18 protein-coding genes are annotated in these 21,209 nt (G+C 38.2%); 9 read left to right on the top strand and 9 right to left on the bottom strand.

The annotated features are described in order from the left end of the window. Positions 1 to 7: 7 nt before the first annotated feature. Positions 8 to 526, bottom strand: a complete 519-nt coding sequence (locus tag H7254_RS07785; RefSeq protein WP_301932433.1) for a DUF4337 domain-containing protein — start codon at positions 524 to 526, stop codon at positions 8 to 10. 313 nt (positions 527 to 839) lie between these two features. On the opposite strand from H7254_RS07785, the gene H7254_RS07780 reads away from it, so the two are divergent. After that, the gene (locus H7254_RS07780; RefSeq protein ID WP_301932432.1) at positions 840 to 1,400 is read left to right on the top strand and encodes an RNA polymerase sigma factor; all 561 of its coding nucleotides are present in this window, start codon (positions 840 to 842) and stop codon (positions 1,398 to 1,400) included. Then, a complete protein-coding gene (locus H7254_RS07775; protein ID WP_301932431.1) occupies positions 1,397 to 3,022 on the top strand; it encodes an outer membrane beta-barrel protein in 1,626 nt (541 codons plus the stop codon). Before H7254_RS07780 ends, H7254_RS07775 begins: the two co-directional genes overlap by 4 nt. A gap of 266 nt (positions 3,023 to 3,288) precedes the next feature. Here the strand turns inward: H7254_RS07775 and H7254_RS07770 are convergent, their stop codons facing one another. The 3 genes from H7254_RS07770 to H7254_RS07760 all read right to left on the bottom strand — a co-directional run bounded on the left by H7254_RS07770 (position 3,289) and on the right by H7254_RS07760 (position 7,415). After that, on the bottom strand, positions 3,289 to 4,500 hold the full coding sequence (locus tag H7254_RS07770) for a ScyD/ScyE family protein (protein ID WP_301932430.1): 1,212 nt from the start codon (positions 4,498 to 4,500) through the stop codon (positions 3,289 to 3,291). A 480-nt stretch (positions 4,501 to 4,980) separates the two neighbouring features. Further along, positions 4,981 to 6,102 carry a family 20 glycosylhydrolase gene (locus H7254_RS07765; protein ID WP_301932429.1) on the bottom strand — a complete coding sequence of 374 codons (1,122 nt, stop codon included), beginning with the start codon at positions 6,100 to 6,102 and terminating at the stop codon, positions 4,981 to 4,983. Between the two features lie 527 nt (positions 6,103 to 6,629). Then, a complete protein-coding gene (locus H7254_RS07760; RefSeq protein ID WP_301932428.1) occupies positions 6,630 to 7,415 on the bottom strand; it encodes a phosphatidylinositol-specific phospholipase C/glycerophosphodiester phosphodiesterase family protein in 786 nt (261 codons plus the stop codon). Positions 7,416 to 8,119: 704 nt separating this feature from the next. Between H7254_RS07760 and H7254_RS07755 the strand changes: the two genes are divergently transcribed. From H7254_RS07755 to H7254_RS07735, 5 genes are all read left to right on the top strand, one after another. After that, positions 8,120 to 8,563 (top strand): thioredoxin family protein, encoded by a 444-nt coding sequence (locus tag H7254_RS07755; protein WP_301932427.1) that lies wholly within the window; start codon positions 8,120 to 8,122, stop codon positions 8,561 to 8,563. 5 nt (positions 8,564 to 8,568) lie between these two features. After that, a complete protein-coding gene (locus H7254_RS07750; protein WP_301932426.1) occupies positions 8,569 to 9,501 on the top strand; it encodes an FAD:protein FMN transferase in 933 nt (310 codons plus the stop codon). A 10-nt stretch (positions 9,502 to 9,511) separates the two neighbouring features. Then, on the top strand, positions 9,512 to 9,736 hold the full coding sequence (locus tag H7254_RS07745; RefSeq protein WP_301932425.1) for a DUF4266 domain-containing protein: 225 nt from the start codon (positions 9,512 to 9,514) through the stop codon (positions 9,734 to 9,736). Positions 9,737 to 9,765: 29 nt separating this feature from the next. Further along, a complete protein-coding gene (locus tag H7254_RS07740) occupies positions 9,766 to 11,037 on the top strand; it encodes a DUF3570 domain-containing protein (RefSeq protein WP_301932424.1) in 1,272 nt (423 codons plus the stop codon). A 203-nt stretch (positions 11,038 to 11,240) separates the two neighbouring features. After that, complete coding sequence (locus tag H7254_RS07735; RefSeq protein WP_301932423.1) at positions 11,241 to 12,854, top strand: OmpA family protein; 1,614 nt, start codon at positions 11,241 to 11,243, stop codon at positions 12,852 to 12,854. A gap of 95 nt (positions 12,855 to 12,949) precedes the next feature. On the opposite strand, the gene H7254_RS07730 is transcribed toward H7254_RS07735, so the two are convergent. Beyond that, complete coding sequence (locus H7254_RS07730) at positions 12,950 to 13,870, bottom strand: site-specific tyrosine recombinase (protein ID WP_301932422.1); 921 nt, start codon at positions 13,868 to 13,870, stop codon at positions 12,950 to 12,952. Between the two features lie 75 nt (positions 13,871 to 13,945). Between H7254_RS07730 and H7254_RS07725 the strand changes: the two genes are divergently transcribed. Continuing rightward, positions 13,946 to 14,473, top strand: coding sequence for a YkgJ family cysteine cluster protein (locus H7254_RS07725; RefSeq protein WP_301932421.1), 528 nt, complete (start codon positions 13,946 to 13,948; stop codon positions 14,471 to 14,473). Here H7254_RS07725 and H7254_RS07720 read toward each other — a convergent pair. Next, positions 14,451 to 14,807 carry a YraN family protein gene (locus H7254_RS07720; protein WP_301932420.1) on the bottom strand — a complete coding sequence of 119 codons (357 nt, stop codon included), beginning with the start codon at positions 14,805 to 14,807 and terminating at the stop codon, positions 14,451 to 14,453. The genes H7254_RS07725 and H7254_RS07720 overlap by 23 nt on opposite strands. A 210-nt stretch (positions 14,808 to 15,017) precedes the next feature. Between H7254_RS07720 and H7254_RS07715 the strand changes: the two genes are divergently transcribed. Further along, the gene (locus H7254_RS07715; protein ID WP_301932419.1) at positions 15,018 to 15,599 is read left to right on the top strand and encodes a DUF6580 family putative transport protein; all 582 of its coding nucleotides are present in this window, start codon (positions 15,018 to 15,020) and stop codon (positions 15,597 to 15,599) included. A gap of 364 nt (positions 15,600 to 15,963) precedes the next feature. On the opposite strand, the gene H7254_RS07710 is transcribed toward H7254_RS07715, so the two are convergent. The 3 genes from H7254_RS07710 to H7254_RS07700 all read right to left on the bottom strand — a co-directional run bounded on the left by H7254_RS07710 (position 15,964) and on the right by H7254_RS07700 (position 21,195). Further along, positions 15,964 to 17,199 carry a BamA/TamA family outer membrane protein gene (locus H7254_RS07710; protein WP_301932418.1) on the bottom strand — a complete coding sequence of 412 codons (1,236 nt, stop codon included), beginning with the start codon at positions 17,197 to 17,199 and terminating at the stop codon, positions 15,964 to 15,966. A 377-nt stretch (positions 17,200 to 17,576) separates the two neighbouring features. Then, positions 17,577 to 20,219, bottom strand: coding sequence for a glucosidase (locus tag H7254_RS07705; RefSeq protein WP_301932417.1), 2,643 nt, complete (start codon positions 20,217 to 20,219; stop codon positions 17,577 to 17,579). A 169-nt stretch (positions 20,220 to 20,388) separates the two neighbouring features. Further along, on the bottom strand, positions 20,389 to 21,195 hold the full coding sequence (locus H7254_RS07700; RefSeq protein ID WP_301932416.1) for a glucose 1-dehydrogenase: 807 nt from the start codon (positions 21,193 to 21,195) through the stop codon (positions 20,389 to 20,391). Positions 21,196 to 21,209 lie beyond the last annotated feature (14 nt).

Raw genomic sequence — 21,209 nt, 5'->3', positions numbered from 1 at the left:
TGGTAGCCTATAAAATTCCGGCAATTAAAAAACCAAAACCTGCCAGGGCGATAACAACGCCTGTGTACCAAAGCAAAGTTTTTTTTGTGAGGATAGAAATGGCGGATACTGCAATCGCGACCTGAAAAAGGGTTACAGCCGCTGCAAGTGTTTTATGTTTGTTGAGGTGAAATTCAGAATTTTTCTCCGCTTCTTTTGCTTTATCCATAATGGCTTCTCCATCTTTTTTTACCTGTTCGGGTGTGGGTGCATTTTCTTTTTTTACCGGGTTTAATGCGCTGATAGCAGCTTTGATTGATTTTGCCTGGTACCAAGCCCATTGATCAGACGCCTTTACCTGCTCTATCAAAGCCTCATTGGAATGATGGCCTGCAAGTAAACCAGCAATGGCAGCAAGTACCGCCATCAGCGCAGTAGAAACGGCAATATAAAGGGTTGATTTGCCTCCTTCCTTTCCCGCATGCTCTTCTGTTTTTTCCTTAATGGCTTCATGAAGATGTTCAGTGGGTATTTCAATTTCTTCCATAACTGCTTTATTTAAAAAAGATAAATCTAATCATAATAACCGGTTGTTTGCTGCCATTAGCTTTCCGTTAACCAATCTTCCGGGGTCAACAGCTATGGCAATTAAATTTAGTCCGCAGGCTTCCAAATTGCTTTTCGCTAATCTTCTTTTAAACGTAATGGATATTCTTTAACAAAAAGAAGTTAATTTTTATTTTAAAGGTTACGTTTAAAGATTACTTATTGTAAAAACAGGTTGTACTATTTTAATTTATTTTTACAAAGCCAACTATTATTTACGCAGCAGCATCTGTATGGTAAACAATTAATTATTAGTGACCGAAACCAAACAATTGATACAGGGTTGTATTAAACAAAACCGTCATCATCAGAACAGGCTGTATCAGTTATTTGCGCCCGGGATGTTTGCTGTGTGTCTCCGCTACTCAAAAAATAAAGAAGAAGCTGAAGAAATTTTGCAGGAAGGATTTATGAAAGTGTTTACTCATTTGCACCAGTTTAATTTTGAAGGTTCTTTTGAAGGATGGATAAGAAAAATAATAGTGAATTGTGCTTTGCAAAAATACCGCAACAATGCACGCCTGCACGCAGTGGTTGATATAGAAACCAATCAGTATAAGATTGCCGAAACCGAAAATATAATGGCACAGATAGGAACAAAGGAATTGGTAAACATGGTGCAGCAATTACCACCAGGATACCGCCTTGTATTTAACCTATATGTTTTTGAGGGAATGAAGCACCGTGAAATTGCAGAGCATCTGGGAATTTCTGAAGGCACTTCTAAATCTAATTTGTACGATGCAAGGGCTCTTTTACAAAAATCAGTCACCCACAGTTTACAGGTAGCAAAAAAAAATATTAATTATTTATGAAAAAAAATTTACACAACATAGATAAGTTATTTAAAGCTGCTTTAGATGATCACACGGAGCACCCTCCGGAAAGTGTTTGGGAGGCTATTGATCAGCATCTGGATAAAAATAAGGTAGTTGATATCAACAGGAAATATGTGAAGTTAAAAAGAATTGCTGTTGCGCTCCTGGCGCTTTTGCTGGGCTTTGGAGCATATACTTTAAACCACTGGACAAAAATAAATAATCAATCACCTGCCGCTAGTACTGTTATAAATAATAAAGAAAATATTCAGCATAACAACAGTGCTTCATCAGTACAAAAGCTCTTGAATAAAGAAAATAAAACAGGCATAGCTGAAACAATAACAACTGCTAAATCCTTTAATAAAGATTCTGTCAAAACAATAAATACTGCACCAGCTAAAAATAGCCATGCTTCCGTTACTGCCACAGGTATTACACAAAGTAAAAACTCATCCGATTTTTTCATTGCTGAAAAAAAAGGAAATGAAATTACAGATACGGTTGCTAACAGACACACCCTATTAATCAATAAAAGGAAACAAAAATCCAGCGGTATAAATGGCAGCAATGAAGAGGCCGGCATTGAAAATGTAGCTGCTTCTGTTGCTGAAAATAAAAATAAAAATAAAAATACCGTTACTGCCTTTACTGAAAAGCAAAATAAAAATGCAGCCAATCTATTTGCCGGGAAAGAAAATAGCATAAAGAATCCAACGCTTACACCATTAACCGCAATCTATCCGCAGTTACTAAAGGCAGCTGAGTTGAATAACACAACCGGCCGAAAAGCAATCATACCTGAAAATCTTCCAGGTGATCTTACATTGTCTCATAATTATCACAGAAAAAAGGCTGTAAAAAATGCGGGTTCTTTAGCCGCAACTATATTTTTTGCTCCTAATATTTCATCCAATTTTTTAACAGACGAACCGCATGAAAGATTACAAGGTGGAGCAGGGGCGCCACCAGGTGATCATGACGATAAAGAAAGAATCAGGAAGGGAGAGCAGCGCCAGAATTCGTATAGTGTTGGCGTATTGCTGGATTACAATTTAAATAAACACTGGAGCCTGCAAACGGGTTTAGCATTTATTTCAAAAATCATACACATTAATCCAAAAACCATTTATGCGGATACAGACGATAACGGGCAAGTTAAATACCGTTTCAACTGTTCTTCCGGCTATACTTATTTATCTTCCAAAACAGTAGCCAATCCAGTTGTGGGTGATAGCCTGCAGGCGTTTGAATCAACCAATACCCTGCATTATATATCGGTTCCACTGGCAGTAAAATATCATTATTATTTAAATAAAATTGATTTGTTTGCCACCGCAGGAACAGCAATAAATATGTTAACCAAAGGAAAAATTGAAACACAAATTGGCAATGCTGCAAATAAAGAAATGAGTATAAGCAATAAAATAAATGGGTTAAAACCCAGTTATTTCAGTGGCAATATTGGCCTTGGTTTATCTTATACATTTACACGCAGTATTGCGATAAGCTTTATACCCTCTTATAATTTTGCACTTAATTCCAGTACCCGGGATGCCCGTGTTAAAAATTATCCCAATACCATCAGTCTTGCTGCAGGTATCCGGTATAAATTATAGCAGGAGGAAGCAAAAAATGCTGGAATAAATCGGGTAATTACAGGATCATTTTAAACTATAAAAAAATACCATGAAATCTTTTAAATCAAATATTGATTTTACAATTGCAGTTTTTATCTGTTTGTTCACCGATAAATATATCATCATTAACAATGTATTATAAAAAAACTATATCCTGCATTTGCAGGATATGGTTTTTTGCAGCGTACCGTCAAATTAAGCATGTATCATTTGGAATATTTATTGTAAAAATGCAATCTATATAATCAGTCATCATCCCCATTTCTTTTTACATCAATCTGTAGTACTTGGCCACCACCAACTGATCCGGGGCCAAAGCCTACATTGGATACATATAATTTTCCATCCGGCCCAAACGTCATAGCAGTTGGTAAATTAAGGCCTGTGGCAACTTCTTCTCTTTTGCCGGAACGATGCAGCTTGATTATTTTTCCGGTATTAGGAGTTGGCCCTCTGCCACTTACTGTTGTATTTTCCAACACATACAGTCTACCTTTTTTATCAAAAGTAACGCCAAGTACGGTGGTAAATCCGGTAGCCCAGATTGAAACATTTCCCCAGGGAGTAATTTTGTAAATATTGGAACTTCCGGGTACAATAGGAAAAGGATGAAGATTGCCTACATAAAAATTTCCTTCATAGTGAGCCACTGCAGTAGGAACCTTATGCCCCTGGCTGGCGGAGATGTCAGCAACTCTTTGTATATCATTCCATCTTTCAGGATCAACTTTTATAAAGTCGCCGTGATTGGGTTCCACTATAAAAAGATGCTCGTTAACATTGATCATGCTGTAAGGTGTTCCATCCGGTTCAAAATCGTCTGGTTCCGGATTTTTTACCGGGTGCGCCTTTAGCCAGTCACTTAAATTGGCAACCATTTTCCATCGCCCGTTACACCCTACTTTTATAACACCGTTTGGTACAGAAGGTACTCCATGCGAACAGCCGGCTCCGGCGAGAACGGCATAAAGGGTATTATCCACAAAAGCCACATCTGCCACTCCTTCTACATCGCCGCCAATTATTTCGTTGGCATGGCTGGAGGGTAACTGGTCAGTCACCGTGGAGCGTTCACCCTTCCAGTTTATTTTTGAAATACGGCCTCCTGTTATTCCACCCAGGTAAGGCCCAACCGGGAAAGGTACCTGCCCGCACTGATCAACGGAAGAGTAAGTGCCGGCGCCGGTGCCACCTTCGGCTACATACAGCCGGCCGTTTGGACTAAACTTTAATCCACGCGGATTGTTTAACCCGGTGGCAAAAATCCTTACCGATTCACAGCTTGTTCTTTCACCAATAGCCGCACTGTTAAGCCATAAGCCGGTCTCATCTTTTTCCTGTAAACGGTATTCGTCTGCTTTTTCTGCAACTACATCTGTAGTAGTTTTTTTGCAGGATGTGATAAACATTGTAATTGCAAAGACAGTTGCCATTTGCCAAAAAATTTTTTTCTTCATAATAAACCTTTTTAATTGGTTGATAATTTGATTAAAATACGCTTCAGCTATGAAGCAGTTCGTTCGAAAAAATAATGCACGTTAATGCTTGTTTTTCCCGGTTTGCAGCAATCAGCTTTGTAGATATTTTTTTACTACTGATAAATTTTCAGCAGCGTATATCATCACTTTTTCAAAAAAATATTGGGCAATACAACGTGCAGGTTCAGCAGAAATAAAAAATAAAAGCAGCGATGGAATTTTATAGGAAAGGATTTTTTGCCTCTAAACAGGCATTTTATTAGTTTGCAGCCTAAGGAGAATTGAATAGACTGGATACTAAATTATAGTTTTATAAAGGATGGCACAAGTAAACCAGCCTTTTTTTTTAATAAGTTATGTTAATGTAATGTTATTGCTTTAAAGAGTGATTTGAACCCTATGCAATTTGGCAGCAGTCTTTTATTATAAGTAGCGGCTATACTAAAAAAAGATTTGTAATTACCGAACCTGGCTAATTTTATTTATTTCATTGATCATAGCCATAAAACAATTGGCCTGTGTATTCTCCTCTTTATTAGTTGCTGTTTTAGCAGCTTCATACTCATCTAAAAATGAGTCGGCGTTTGTCCAGATGGTCTGCATAATTCCCTTGTATAATTTTTTTATGGCAGGTTTTGCAGCTTGCCTGTATTTTACCATATCCTGGATTTGGGCAATGGCTACCGCTGGTTTACGCCAGGTAGAAGTAATAACACTAAACTTATTTTTAGTAAAATAAACAGGTGTTGGTTCTGCCTTATCGTAATGCCAGTCGCAAATAATTACATCTTTACTAATAAGGTTGATGGCATTTTGTGTGTTATTAAAACTTCCTTCCCATTCGCCCACGCCGGTTGTTCGGCCATCAATAAGCCGGTCGCCCCAAATCCATAATTTTCGCTTTTTTATTGCCAGGTGATTGCGGATGGTATTTATTTCACCGGCAAATAAAACCGCCTTATCTTTTCCGGCACATCTTGGGCAACGGAAATCACCGATGTAAAAAACCTCATCCATCCCGGCATGAAAAGCATCTGTTTCAAATACATCGCAAATTTCATCCACCAGGTCAAAAACAATTGTATGAACGGCCGGATGTAAAGGGCAATAACTTTTGCAATACAAGCTATCTGGGTTGGGCCAAACATACAATGCCGGCATTTGCACAGCAGGTGTTTCATCCAGCTCAGGATATTTTTTTAACAGGTTATTTGTAATGCCCGCCCACGACTGGTGGCCCAATAAATTGATTTGCGGAATCAGGTGAATATTATGTTGTTTGCACGCATTCACCAGTTTTTTTACATCCTGTTCCGATAAGGAAAATGAATCCTGCAGCTCAGGATGGCTTTTAAACTGGTAGTTAAAATCAATCCGTAAAACCAGCGTATTTATTTTATTAACAGCCAGGTCTTCATTGATAAATTGTAGAAATCTATCAAGGCTTTTTGGTTTGGGTGCGGAAATACAAAATGCCCTTACAGGTAAAAGTTTATCAATATTGGATTGTGCCTGTAATGCATTTGAAAGTAGTAAACAAAACAACAGGGCACTTAAAACGGGGCGTTGATGTAATAACATATTTATTGTAATATTTTGATACTGTGTTTATTCCCTAATTTGGAATTGAGTAGTTTTATTCATGAATAATAAGAGTGGAAAGTTATTGCATTGTAGTTGATATTGGTGCCGGATTAAATCTGGGTAAAAAATTAAATAAGCAATACTTCTGTAATCAGGATTTAAAATGAATCCGCTTGCTGCCATTTTAAATGATCAGGAACTTCACTGGCAGCGTTATTTTTGCGCCGGTAAATGCAGCCGGAAAATAACATTACCCCATACCAAATTCAGGAACCGGTTATTTTGGGTGCAGCAACTAATACCAGTAGAACCTAAAAAATGTACACCGGCTTTTATAGTATTGGTGCGGCGGTAAAATATGCTATTGTAATTGAAGCCATCAGTAAAGAAGGAGGGCGAGTGAAAATACTTTATTTTGAAGTAAAAAAGGCAGCATAACATCTGAACATTTTTTTAGCAACTAAATTATATCGCCGGTTGTTTGTAAAATATATTGCAGGTGCAATAACTATAGCAAAATATAATTACAATCTTTTAGCCACTACGGGTATTTCATTGGTTAAGAAAGACCGGAGTGTATTTATTTTATCAGTATTTATAAGATCAACATTGCATCTTAGTAATTCATTCCAAACCTTCGTTTTATCCGGCGAACCCCATAAGCGAACCTTTCTGCCACTTTTATGCGCTTGCAATACAAAATATTCAAGGCGTTGTACATCCTTTTCAGATATCTTTCCTTTGCCTTTCCATTTTACCATGCTTGAATATTTACAGCTGGCAACCTGGTAAATATTTGTAGAAGAATCGTTGCCTGCCTGTTTAAGATCTTCGTCTAAAAAAGCCAGCCGATCGGCTTCACCGGTAAACATATTATAAGGCCTGTGCCCCGTTATTACAACAGATACATTGCGCATGGTAATTTCGCCATTCTGGTATTCCGATAAAATAGACCGGTATTTTTGTAACAGCACATTAAGCACTTTATATGTTTTATCGCCATCCGTTTTTATGTCAATCATTAAAGTAAGCGGGCAGTTTACCGGGTTATCGCTTTTGGCATTGTCAGTAACATATTGCAGCAACGGTTTAAGATACAATTTTTCCAGCGTTTTTTTGTTTTTAAAATAGGGAAGAATATGGGTAACAATTAATTTACCATTTTTTAAATACACGTCGGCCTCTACATAAGTAAAGCCATTATCCAAGGCATCCAGCAATGGCCGCTTATGCCAGTAGTCATTGTGGGCATAGGCATTGGGAAGAATAATATTTTGTGATTGAATATTTGTTACAGGTAATAAGAGCATAACAACAACAAAGATTCGACAAAATTTTCCGAAATTCATGTACAACAATTTATATAGCAAACATATATTTTATCAAAGTAAACCTATACATGTTATTTGATTGATAACATTCAAATAACTTAAAAACCTTTTAATTTAGTACTTGCATTTTAAAGTAGTTACTGCGTTAGCGATTGATGCCGATATCAGTTGAATGAAATATTTTTGATAGTTACGAAAAAACAGTATCACATGGGCTCTGCATTTAAAATGATAACGAAAAATGGAGGTTATTTATTGCAGACACCAGCGTCATGTTTGATGTTAATATTTTTACTTTAGGTGCTATACCCAAAACAATCAGTATAGTAATTTTGTTATATTTATAAAAAAAATTCAGGCAATGTTATAGAATGCTTAAAACAAATAATGTTGTTGATGGTTTTGCCTCCAGGTGGTTGTAGGTTAAGGGTACAATATAGTGGATACTAATGAATTTTAAAAGGCAAAGTATCGTTAACTCCAAAGCAACCAAAAATTTATTCTTTCTTAGCCCAACCATCTTTACTAATATACCATCCATGTTTATCAGTTATATATTCCTGGCCTTAACAGAGAAATAATTAGATTTCTTTTTTTAACGGGTAAATCTTTTGATAGATAATTGTTAGCGGCAGGGATGAAAAGTCATTTATTAAAAAACACTTTGAACAATTAATTATTTTATGAAAAGAACCTTGTTATTGTTGGGAGTTGTATTTACCTGTATGTCGTTTATCAACTGGCATTACAATATGGATGAAGCAAAAGCTACCGCTAAAAAAGAGCACAAGCATATTCTGCTTAATTTTTCCGGGTCTGACTGGTGTGGCCCATGCATCCGTTTGCACAAAGAAATATTGAGTAGCGAAAGTTTTCAAAAATGTGCAGATGCAAAACTTGTTTTGATTAATGCTGATTTTCCCCGGTTAAAAAAGAACCAGTTATCAAAGGCACAGCAAAAAATAAATGATGCGCTGGCAGATCAATATAATTCAAAAGGAAGTTTTCCGCTTACTTTATTATTAAACGAAAACGGAAAAATAATAAAGCAATGGGAGGGTTTGCCCAATGGCACACCGGAAGAATTTGTAGAAGATGTTCAATTTGCAATTGACCAGAACAAATAATTTGCATGAAGCCAAAAAAGATTTTTAAAGTTCGTACAAAACTAATGGGTAACCAGTTTGAAATTAGTGTGGTGGCAACGGAAGAAGACCGGGCAATAAAAAGAATCAATGAAGCCGTTGATGAAATTAAACGAATTGAAAAACGGCTTACCACATTTAGTGATAGCAGCGAAACCAATTTAATAAATCAAAATGCGGGAATAGCACCCGTTGCTGTAAGTGATGAAACTTATCAATTAATAGAAAGATCTATCAGAATATCGGCTTTAACCCAGGGTGCTTTTGATATTACGTATGGTTCAATAGATAAAAGCCTGTGGAATTTCGATAGCACTATGAATGCTTTGCCAGATAAAGGAACCGCCAAGCAAATGGTAAAGCTTATCAACTACCGGAATATTATGCTGGATAAAGAAAAAGGAACAGTTTTTTTAAAAGAAGCAGGAACAAGAATTGGTTTTGGCGGTATTGGAAAAGGCTATGCCGCGGAAATGGCAAAAAAAATAATGATTCAAAACGGGGTACAAAGTGGTATTGTAAATGCCTCAGGAGATCTTACTGCATGGGGCTTGCAGCCTAACGGTGAAGAGTGGACCATTGGTATTGCAGACCCTAATATTGTAGGGCAGGTATTTTCATTTATTAAAATTACCGGGCTGGCAGTTGCCACATCAGGCAATTACGAAAAGTTTATTTTGATTGACGGGAAAAAATATTCTCATACCATCAATCCAAGAACAGGCTTACCAGTAACCGGAATAAAAAGTGTTACCATCATAACAACAAATGCAGAAATAGCCGACGCAATGGCAACGCCTGTTACCATTATGGGAGTTAAGGCTGGCCTGGGTATGATCAACCAGATAAAAGATATAGAAGCAATCATTGTAGACGATCACGACAAAGTGTATACATCTACAAACATTCATATTAATTAACAACAGTATCATGAAAAAAAAATCTATGACCGGTATAGTACTGGCAATTTTATTTGTTGCGGGAGCCACGTCTTGTACTTCCGTAAAAGAATATCAAAAAAGTAAATTAAAAGATTCCGAAATGGGACTGGCAGCAAGAAAGATTGAAAAAACAGAACAGAATTTTCAATCTTACCGGGAAGCAGCATCAGGAGCCAATGGAGGAAAAACCGGTGGTGGTTGCGGATGTAATTAATTTATAAAAAAGGATTCAACAGAGAACAAATGAAAAAAATATGCTTAACGGTAATAGGTCTTTACTTACTATTGCTGAGTGCGTTTAGCCAGGCAGTACTAAAAGATTTTGTAAAAGAAACAGGTAAAGAAGAAACTGCAGAGTACGTAGACAAACCATTGCACCTGGACGAGACAAACATTGTTTCCAGTTATTATCACCAGGATGGTAACCACAGTGCGGTAACCGGAGGTATTGGTACAGAAAAAGTAACCGATCTTTCCAATGGTATTGATTTAAAGTTTACAGGTGCCGATGTTCACGGACATAAATATACGCTCACAACAGGCCTGGGGATTGATCATCATACCGCAGCATCTTCTGCCTACGTAAATAAAACAGGGGCTTCACAAACTGGTGGCACCCGGGTTTATCCCTCTGTAAATTTTGCAGTGGAAAATAAAAACGGCAATAGTTTCGGTTTTGGCGCATACTATTCCGGAGAATATAATTATCACTCTTTTGCCCTGGATGCAGAATATTCGCATAAAATTGGAAAAGGTGGAGAATTAAGTACAAAGGCAAGTGCATATTTTGATAAAGTAAAACTCATCTATCCATCCGAATTAATTCCAGCAACAACTGGTATTACCTCACAGGCAGTAACCTCGGCCAGTGGTACCACTTCTTATTCTGGCGTTGAGGGGCGCAAACCTTCCATTCCATCATCACCAAGGTATACCTTCACCGGTTCGGTTTCATATACACAGGTAATCAATAAAAATATGCAGGCAGCTTTACTGATGGATGTAGTGGGACAGAATGGTTATTTATCACTTCCTTTTCATAGGGTATATTTTTCTGATGGAACTGTTCATGAAGAAAATTTGCCTGCTCAGCGATATAAACTTCCAATAGGGTTCAGGCTCAATTACTTTTTGGGCGATAAAATAATTCTGCGTTCTTACTACAGATATTTTACCGACGATTGGGGTATAAAAGCACACACAGCAAGTCTAGAAGTGCCGGTTAAAGTAACACCATTCTTTTCTGTATCGCCTTTTTACAGGTTCTATACACAAACAGCAGCTACCTATTTTGCGCCGTACCAAACCCATACTGCAACTGACGCCTATTACACCAGCAACTATGCCTATTCAGCTTTTAACAGCGCTTATTATGGCGTAGGTGTACACATCGCACCACCAGGTGGTTTGTGGAAGTCAGCACTAAGTTCGTTGGAAATAAGGTATGGTCATTACACCCAGACAACAGATTTAAATTCAAATATTATCTCATTAAATTTTCAATTTAAACGCTAATCTTTAGAAGTAACACCAATATTTACAAGGCCCTTTACGGGCCTTTTTTTATGATTAAAAGCTTTTCACGATAAAGTAAAATTATTACTGCCGTTGCGTGCTATCAGCATTTTTTTATCATCAATCAGTGATGTAAAGCTCCAATAATTAAATGTCTCAAAATATAAATCCGATATTTTCGTTCCCTTTTGAAATCTGGTGTCGTGAAAAAAATTATATTCTTATTGACTGTATTTTTTTGCTGTCAATTTACAATTGCTCAACCTGCTGTTTACAGTGATTCTCTGGGTATTTTAAAAGTGCAGAAAGATATTATCATTAACTCCCAAACAATCCTTAAAGTTGAGAACCTCGGTACCAATATCAATACGGATCTACCTGAACTAAGGCCCACTATTTCTGCAGATGGCAAGCTGCTATTTTTTATCTGCCAAAACCATCCGCAAAATACCAAAGTAAACGAAGTACCCAATTCGCAGGATATCTGGTTTTCCGAAAAAGATAGTCTCAACAGGTGGAGTCCAGCGGTACACTTAGGCTATCCTTTGAACACTTATTATTACAATGCCGTATTTTGGATTTCGCCGGATAATAACCAGATATTGATTCGAAATGCATTTATAAACGGCGATTATTTTGGCAATGGTGTAAGTATGTGCTACCTGAAGGAAAATGGATTATGGAGTAAGCCTGACATGCTGCGCATTAGAAACTATGCTAAATATGACAGAGGCCGCCAGAACGGTGCTGTAATGGGTAACAACGGACGCACCTTGCTGTTCTATATGACGGAAGAAAGTGGTGGCGTAAATAATGAACTCTATGTAAGTTTTGTACAAAAGGATAGTACCTGGTCGGAACCCAGAAACCTCGGTAAAAAAATAAATCTGAAAAAATTTAACCAAACTACTCCTTACCTGGCACCCGACGGAGTAACCTTGTATTTTAGCAGCAACCGTCCCGGGGGATTGGGTTATATGGATATCTGGAAGAGCAGAAGACTCGATGACAGCTGGCAAAAATGGAGTGATCCTGTAAACCTTGGCAGCCCCATCAATACAGAAGATATGGATACTTTTTTTACGATGGATGCCGGTGGAGAATATGCTTACATGAGCAGCGACCTGAACAGTTATGGCGAAAGTGATATTGTACGGATTAAATTATTGGAACGGGAAAAACCTGACCCTGTAATATTGGTTAGTGGAAATGTGTACAATAAAAAAACCGGTAAGCCCCTCAGTGCTTCGTTGATATATGAAACCTTGCCCGATGGCACAGTAGCTGGTACCGGTATCAGCAATCCCACAGACGGTGCATTTAAAATGGTATTGCCTTACGATAAAAATTATTTGATCAGGGCACAGGCCGATCACTTTTTTGCCATTTCAGAAAACTTCAATTTAGATTCTCTAATAAAAGAAGGCTATAAAGAAATTCATAAAGATTTATACCTGGTGCCAATTGAAGTGGGGGCTGTAGTAAGATTGAACAATGTATATTTTGATTTTGATAAATGGTTCTTACGGCCCGAATCCTTTGTTGAATTAGACAGGGTGGTAAAAATGCTAAAGGAAAATCCGGCGGTAGAAATTGAAATGAGTGCCCATACCGACAGTCGCGGCAGTGATGAATATAATTTTAAACTGAGTGATAACAGGGCGAGGTCTGTGGTAGAATATATTTTGTCCAAAGGCATTGCAGTCAGCAGGATAGTATCTCATGGTTATGGTGAATCAAAACCAGTAGTACCGAATGATACAGATGAAAACCGGCAACTGAACAGGAGGGTGGAGTTTACTATTTTGAAAAACTGATTTTTTAATTATTAATTATCGGCGTGTCAAAAAGCTGAATCCATAATGCACGTCCATATTTCATATCTTATATTTCATATTCCATATTTCATATCTCATTTAAACGCCGGATGAAATTGATGCAAGGTATTGCGTAAAAATTCCCTGTCGAGGTGCGTATAAATTTCTGTAGTGGTAATACTTTCATGGCCCAACATCTCCTGTACAGCACGCAGGTCGGCACCACCTTCTACCAGGTGTGTGGCAAATGAATGGCGAAAGGTATGCGGCGAAATAGTTTTGGTAATACCCGCCAGCCGCGTCATTTCTTTGATGATTAAAAAAATCATTACCCGGCTGAGTTTGCTGCCTCTGCGGTTTAAAAATAAAATGTCGTCATTACCCGGTTTAACCGCAATGTGTACCCGGATATCGTTGCGGTAAATATTAATAAATTTGATGGCATCGCTGCCAATGGGTACCAATCTTTCCTTATCTCCTTTTCCAATTACTTTTATAAAACCCACATCTAAATAAAGGCAACTGATGCGTAGGTTTACCAGTTCACTTACCCGTAAGCCACAACTGTAAAGGGTTTCAAGTATGGCTTTGTTTCGGCCACCTTCAGGTTTGCTTAAATCCAGCTGGCCAATTATATTTTCTATTTCATCAAAACTCAGTATATCCGGCAGGGTTCTTTTTAATTTGGGCGATTCTAACAAACAGGAGGAATCAACTGCAATGATGTGTTCCATCAAACAATATTTGAAAAAACTTTTAAGCCCCGAAATGATCCTTGCCTGCGAACCCGGGGTCATTCCCAGTTCACTGATCCAGCGCACAAATTGTTCCAGGTGTTTTAGTGTAACCTGTTGGGGTGTTAATAAACGGCCGGTGGCAGATAAATAAGTGGTGAGTTTTTCCACGTCGTGCAGGTAGGCTTCTACCGAATGATCACTCAGCGATTTTTCTAATTGCAGGTAAGCTTTAAAGCCCTTTTTGTACGCCTGCCACATGCTGGCTGTTTCCTTTATCAATATTGATTTTTGGGATAGATGAATTTTGAATTGTTTCCGCTAATTTCGTTTTAATACAGCAATATTAAATCAATAATGATAGTTAATCTCCGCAGTTTTCGTAAAAAAGTTTTAGCATCTAAAAAAGCCATGCGTTCGTTTTTAACCAGGCTTGAAAATAAGCCGCCACCTGGCCTTCATGCAATGGCAGATCATGCCGGTAAAGAAGTGTGGCAGGAAATTGATTGCCTTAGCTGCGGCAACTGTTGTAAAAAAATGACGCCTACTTTTACGCCGGCAGATATCAAACGTATTTCCACACATCTCGAAATGACACCCATTGCCTTTAAAGAAAAATGGTTAAGATTTGATAAAAAAGATGGTGACTGGCAGAATAAAAAACAGCCCTGTCAGTTTTTTAATTTAAGCGATCACAAGTGTTCTATCTATGAAGTTCGTCCGGCAGATTGTTCCGGTTTTCCTCATCTTACCAAAAAAAGAGTTACCAGTTATTTGCATGTACACAAACAAAATATACAGTATTGTCCCGCTACTTTTAAATGGATAGAAAAAATGCAGGCACTTGCAAAAAATGGCCTTCCTACAAATAAACATCCTCAATAAAAAAATAAGCTACCGGCTCATTGGCCGGCATCAGGATAGATAAAATATCAAACTGTATCCTTTTCCATTGTGGCTGCAGGTACAGGTATTGTTCTGCCGCATTGATAAGATTTTCTATTTTTTTCTTGCCCACTTTTTCTTCCGGCAACCCAAATTTTTTAGTGCGCCTGGTTTTAATTTCTATAAAATGCAGTGTGTTATTTTTACAGGCAATAATATCAACCTCCCAATGGCTGTGCCGCCAGTTTTTTTCTAAAACCTGGTAACATTCCTTTTGTAACCAGGCTGCTCCAAGCATTTCACCCGCCAGCCCTGTATGGTTATGTTTTGCCATGTTCAAATATAAATTATCTGTAGAATGCAAAATTTTTTTTTCAAAATGCTGAAGGCGTATTTTAAGGATTGCCAGCCATACAGGAGATACTGGTAGGTAAAATATAGTATACAAAAAAGATTGGCAACCTTCTGCAATCATTTAAAAATTTACCTAAATATCAGCCTTGCTGATTTTATTACTTATTTTTGAAGCTGTTAAAATATTTATATGAAAAAAGAAACATCAATTGTTGTAAGTTTTGTATTGCTTGTACTAATGGCATCCTTATACAGGATATTGCCAGGCAGGCCGCTTGGTTTTGCCCCGCAAATAGCCATGGCATTGTTTGCCGGCAGTATTGTAAAAAATAAAAAATTTTCCTTCCTGTTACCGCTTTTTTCCATGCTGATATCGGATATCATTTACGAAGTATTGTTTGAGTATAGCTTGTCGCCGGTGCCTGGGTTTTATAGCGGACAATTTTTAAACTACCTGTTATTTGTTGGTTTAACCGTTGTTGGTTTTGCTGTCAATCAAACTAAACCGATCCAGATTTTAGCAGGTGCTATAGCTAGCACTACATTGTATTTTATGCTCAGTAATTTTGCCGTTTGGATTGGCGGGGGTTTAGATATTACCAACCTGCCTTATCCAAAAACAATGACGGGTTTATTGCATTGCTATGCTGAAGCGATTCCTTTTTATCGGGGCAGCCTGTATGCTACGTTAATTTTTAGCGCTGTTTTATTCGGAGGTTATTTTCTTATCAATAAATATTTTATGCAAAAACTGGTATTGTCAAAGGCATAAAATTCGTACATAAAATAATAAAGTGCCGTTACATACAGTAGGGGCATTTTTGTTTAAAATAGGGTAGGTAAAACATTGGTTCGGGCTAAGAAGCTTTGTGGATCATTGTTGCATCGCCCTCTTGTACTTTTATTTTTCAGGCAGCTTCAGCCTGCTGAATGGAACTAACTATCCTGTTTTGTAAAGTTAAAGTAATAAATTAATCCATAGCTATCCGCTACGCCATGAGTAGTATGTACAACAATAGCATCAGTCCGTGTGTGATAGCATACAATACTATCCAGATGCAATTTTCGGCTGATGTTATTTTATAGAACCACTTTCAGTTTCTTATCAAAGTAAGTTTCAATTTTAAAAAAAAGGTTTAAAATACTTCCCCCAAATTTAAAAACAAACCCTTTGATCCATTCATGCCAAAACCATAATCAATGCAAAGATTGGTGTTGGAAGATTTATTGAGTTTTACCCTTAACCCGGCACCAAAGCCAGGCGCCAGCAACGATAATTGAGTAGCTATATTTCTAGAAAAAGATTGCACATTTCCGAAAACAACACCACCAAGTAATCCATTATTTAAAATACCAAAACGATATTCTGCTTCCGCATAAATCATATTTTTGGCCCTAAACCGGCTTTGTATGTAGCCCCTGCCGGTATTGTAAAAATCATCCCAGCCTGTGCTGGGCAATAACAGGTAAGGTGGTTTTGAGTTGCCAAGGGTTAACCAGTTAAAGCTCCACAAGGCAAGTACATTTTTGGGGCTGCCAAATATTTTAAGGTATTTCCTGCAATCAATTTGTAAAGATTGCCAGTTATTGTGGCTGCCCATAAATATAAAGCTGGGGTGATAAACAATATTGGCATAAGTTCCATTGGCAGGATTAATCTGGTTTTTGCGGGAGTCGTATAAAAGTTTTAAAGCAATACCGGCGGCAGTTTCTTTTTGACTGGCACCATATTTTTGAAAAGATGTTTTTATGCCCGCCGGGGGATTTACTTCTGTGATGTTCCATAAATAATCATAGTAAATTCCAACACCAGCATACAGGTTGTGGTAAACTTTTATTTGAATGGTTTGATGAAGCTTGATGTAGTTGTAGTTTAAAGTATAGGCATCATTTTCTGTTGTTCGTGCACCAAGACCATAAGTGGTTGAAGGGTATTTAAGAAAGCGATAGTCAAGCACTATATTGAATTTATTTTTTTTGGTCCAGATATCAACGGTTAAAGGAAAAAGTAATTGGTGGTATTGGGTATAGGTAATACTTGCAAGAATACTGGAAATTTTTTGGCTGCTCGCGGAATCGTTGTAAAAAGCAATTCCCTCGCTTACTATGGCTGCATAGCCGGTTTGCAACGTGTAACCCGCCATAGGAAAAAAGCTATGGTATATTTTATTTTTTTGTTGCCTGCTGCTATCCTCTTGGGTGGGCTTCCTGCTGTTAAAAATTTTTCTTACAACATCTTTAATATCCCGTTGTTCATTTTTTGTTGCGGTAAGATGTATGGCGCTGTCTTTCTCCTCCTGCGCAGTAAGTGTAGCCACACTCAACAGGCAAAGCAGCAGGAGGGATATTTTTATATTAGATTTTAAAGACATCATTTATGAACGATCACCTGGTTTCTGGTTTAGCTAAATTCGGGGTCAGCTATCTTATGAAACGGCTACAAAATATTTTTTTATATACATCCTCACTAACCTTTTATAAGGCTCGTCGCAAGGTAGTTATGAAAGAAGTTATCAGCCCGTTAATAAATATGATTGCTGTAGGGCTTCGACCTTCGTCTATGGCAAAAGTTTAAGGAACCCTAAAAATTTTACAGTACTGACAGTACATAGGGGAGAAAGACATGTTTTTATCCTTTGCAAAATTCTTAAACGGGCCAATTGACTGGTAAATATTAACTACTTAGAAATTGTCTTAGCCGGGGTTGGTATCCCAGCCAACCTCAAAATGGCAAATGAAAATTCTATTTTTAGACAACTTCATAGGATTGTATTAAAGCTGCTACCAAACTACTCCACCCGGATTGATGAGATGCCCCAAGGCCCCTGGCTGTATCGCCATGATAATATTCATAAAATAAAACCAGGTCTTTATTTTCGGGCTGTTGATAAAACCAGTTGTCCCTTCCATGTACCGGCCTTACACCATTATTGTCCTGTTGAAATATAGAAACAATTTTGGCTGATAAATGATCTGCTATTTGCTGAAGGGTTTGCAAATTGGACGATCCCGCAGGAAAAGCAAGCTGAATACTATCTCCGTAAAAATAATGCCGTTGGCGCAGCGTTTGAATAATTAAAAAATTTAACGGCATCCATACGGGTCCACGCCAGTTGCTGTTACCGCCAAACATACTGTTGTCACTTTCGCCACTTACGTAGCCAATGGAAAAATCAGTGTGATCGAACTGCAGATGAAACGGATGCTGCCGGTGAAATTTAGATAATGCCCGTATGCCTCCTGGCGATAAAAATTCGTCTTCATCCAGCATTACTTCCAGCAGTTGTATCAACCGCTCCTTGTGTATCAACGAAATCAGAATATCTCCTTTTTCGCTTACCTGTTCGCAGGGTAAAAATTTATTGTTTTGCGCCCGGTAATCTTTTATGTAGTTCATCCGCTTTTCAAAGTCAGGTAATTTTTTCAATGCATCGTTGCTGATGATACCTGCGCCAAATAATACACTCAGCCCAACAAGGGAACGTACTTTTAATGCAATGTTGCCCTCCCCGCTGGTATGCAGACTATCATAAAAAAAATTATCTTCTGCATCCCACAATGCTTCGTTTAACGAACTTGCAATCAATACAAAATGTTCGTAAAATTTTGTAACAACATCTTCATACGTGTTGTCTGTCTGCGCAATTTCCAAGGCAATTTCCATCATGTTCATTGCATACATGCCCATCCAGGAGGTTGCGTCTACCTGTTCTAAAAAAGTACCGGCAGGAAGGCGGTTGCGGTCTATTACGCCAATATTATCCAGCCCCAAAAATCCACCGGTGAAAATACCATTTTCATTGGCATCTTCCCGGTTGGCCCACCAGGTAAAATTCAACATTAGTTTTTGAAAAATACGTTTTAAAAAACTGATATCCGAAGTACCATGAATTTCTTTTTCAATACGGTACACCTGCAATGCGGCCCATGCCTGTATAGGTGGATTTACATCACTGAAATTCCACTCGTAGGCAGGTATTTGTGCTGCAGGGCTCATGTACCATTCCCTGCATAATAATATCAATTGATTTTTTGCAAACGCAGGATCAACCATGGCCATGGGGATGCAGTGAAAGCACAAGTCCCAGGCAGCAAACCACGGATATTCCCATTTGTCAGGCATGGATAAAACATCCGCGATTTTTAAATGCTCCCATCCTGCATTTCGCCCCTGCTTCCGTTCTTCCGGCGGATGAATATTATGTGTATCCCCTTCTAGCCAGCGTTCTATATCAAACTGGTAAAACTGTTTGCTCCATAATAATCCCGCAAAGGCCTGCCGTTGTATATTGGCATTATCTGCCGAAATATTTTGCGGCAGCAGATTTTTATAAAATTCATCTGCTTCTTTTTTCCGGTCGGTAAATACGGTATTAAATGTTTCATTAAAAGGTTGCTGCAATTCATCTTTACTTAACCTTAAAAAAATTTTTTGAGATTGTTTTGCCGCTATGGATAAGCGATATACCGGGGAAAATTTTGTACCGCTGCTTTTATTTTGCAACTGTTGCTGTAAACCTGGCTGATGATGAACAACCGCATCATGAAAAGCATCTTTTACAAACACAGATTCATTTGCATAACCAAAAACTCTTTCCGTATTGGTTTCATTTTCCGTCATCAGCGTTTCGTCAGTAGCCTGGTGATAAAAATAGTAACTGCCTAACCTTTCATGCGTTGCTTTTACAATACCGGCATTGGTTAGTGATGGCTGTTTTTCAAGCAACGGTTTTTGTAGCGTATTACCAAACAACCAGCGGTTGCGAAACCATAGTGTAGGCAATACAGCAACCGGTGCTTCTTCGTTGCCCCGGTTGGTAATTTTTATTTCAATACAAATATCTTCCTCAGCATATTTTGCATATTTTACCCTTACATCGAAATAATTATTTTCGTTAAAGATGCCGGTATCCAATAACTCAAATTCGGTGGCTGTTTTTGGAAGGCTGCCATTTATATCCACCAGCTGTTTATAAGGAAAAGCAGCCTGAGGATATTTGTACAAATATTTCATGTACGAATGGGTGGGTGTATTATCAAGGTAATAATACAGTTCTTTTACATCCTCACCATGGTTACCTTCCGTATTGGTTAAGCCAAATAAGCGTTCTTTTAAAATAGCATCTTTACCATTCCACAGGGCAATAGAAAAACAAAGATTTTGATGCATATCACAAATGCCTGCAATGCCATCTTCGCCCCAGCGGTACACACGGCTTCTTGATTGGTCGTGCGTAAAATAATTCCATGCATCACCAGCTGCACTGTAATCTTCTCTAACGGTTCCCCATTGCCGCTCACTCAGGTAAGGACCCCATTTTTCGAGCGGCACTTCTTTTAGGGCATTGGCATTAAGGCGTTGCTGTTCTGCAGAAATATTTTTTGATGGCATTATTGTTTTTTTACACAGTAGCAGTATTGCTATTTGAAAGGTTAGGTGTAATAGTATATTGGGGACGTTTCAAATTTTAGCACTCCGTGATCTCCCCCCGCTTTATCACGATGCTTCAGAACCCTTTACAGTAAAGATTTTTTTTAATGCAACATAAGATTAGATACGATTATCCACCTGTTGAAAAGCCTTTAAACACTGTCATGCCGCCATCAATAAACATGCTTGCACCGGTGATGTAATCACTGTCATCACTTGCTAAAAATACTGCCAGTTTGCCTATGTCGTCGGGTACGCCAATACGGTCGTATGGAATCAGGGTCATCAAACTATTGTATGCTTCGGGGGTATCCCAGGCAGATTGGTTGATGGGTGTTTTAATGGCACCGGGACAAATACCGTTTACCCGGATTTTTTGCCCGCCATATTCCTGCGCCAGGCTTTGCATCAGCATTTTAATACCACCTTTGCTGGTGGCATAGTTGGCGTGGCCACCCCAGGGAATCAGTTCATGTACACTGCTCATACATATAATTTTTCCACAGGCAATAGAACGCTCCGGTACAATGCCTCTGCGTAAAAATTCTCTGATCGCTTCCCTTGCACATAAAAATTGCCCGGTTAAATTGATGTCTATCACCAATTGCCATTGGGCTAATGTCATTTCATGAAATTTTGCATCCCGTTGCAAACCGGCATTGTTCACTAAAATATCAACCGTTCCAAACTTTTGTACAACTTGCTGAAACATACTGATCACCTGGTCTTCTTTGCTTACGTCTGCCTGTATGGCCACCGCATTGGAGCTTAAGGATTTTATTTTTTCTACCACCGCATCGGCTGCATCGGGATTTACTACATAATTCACCACTACATTGGCACCAGCTTCGCCCAATGAAATGGCCACGCCTTCGCCAATGCCTGAATTGGCACCTGTTACCAAAGCTGTTTGTCCGTTTAATTTTTTTTCTGACATAGTTATATTTTATC

Origin of the sequence: Ferruginibacter sp., from assembly GCF_014377975.1 — a bacterium.
Taxonomy (GTDB): Bacteria; Bacteroidota; Bacteroidia; order Chitinophagales; family Chitinophagaceae; genus Ferruginibacter.
Note: the sequence above shows the minus strand (reverse complement) of the source record. Positions and strands in the feature narration are given on the sequence as shown.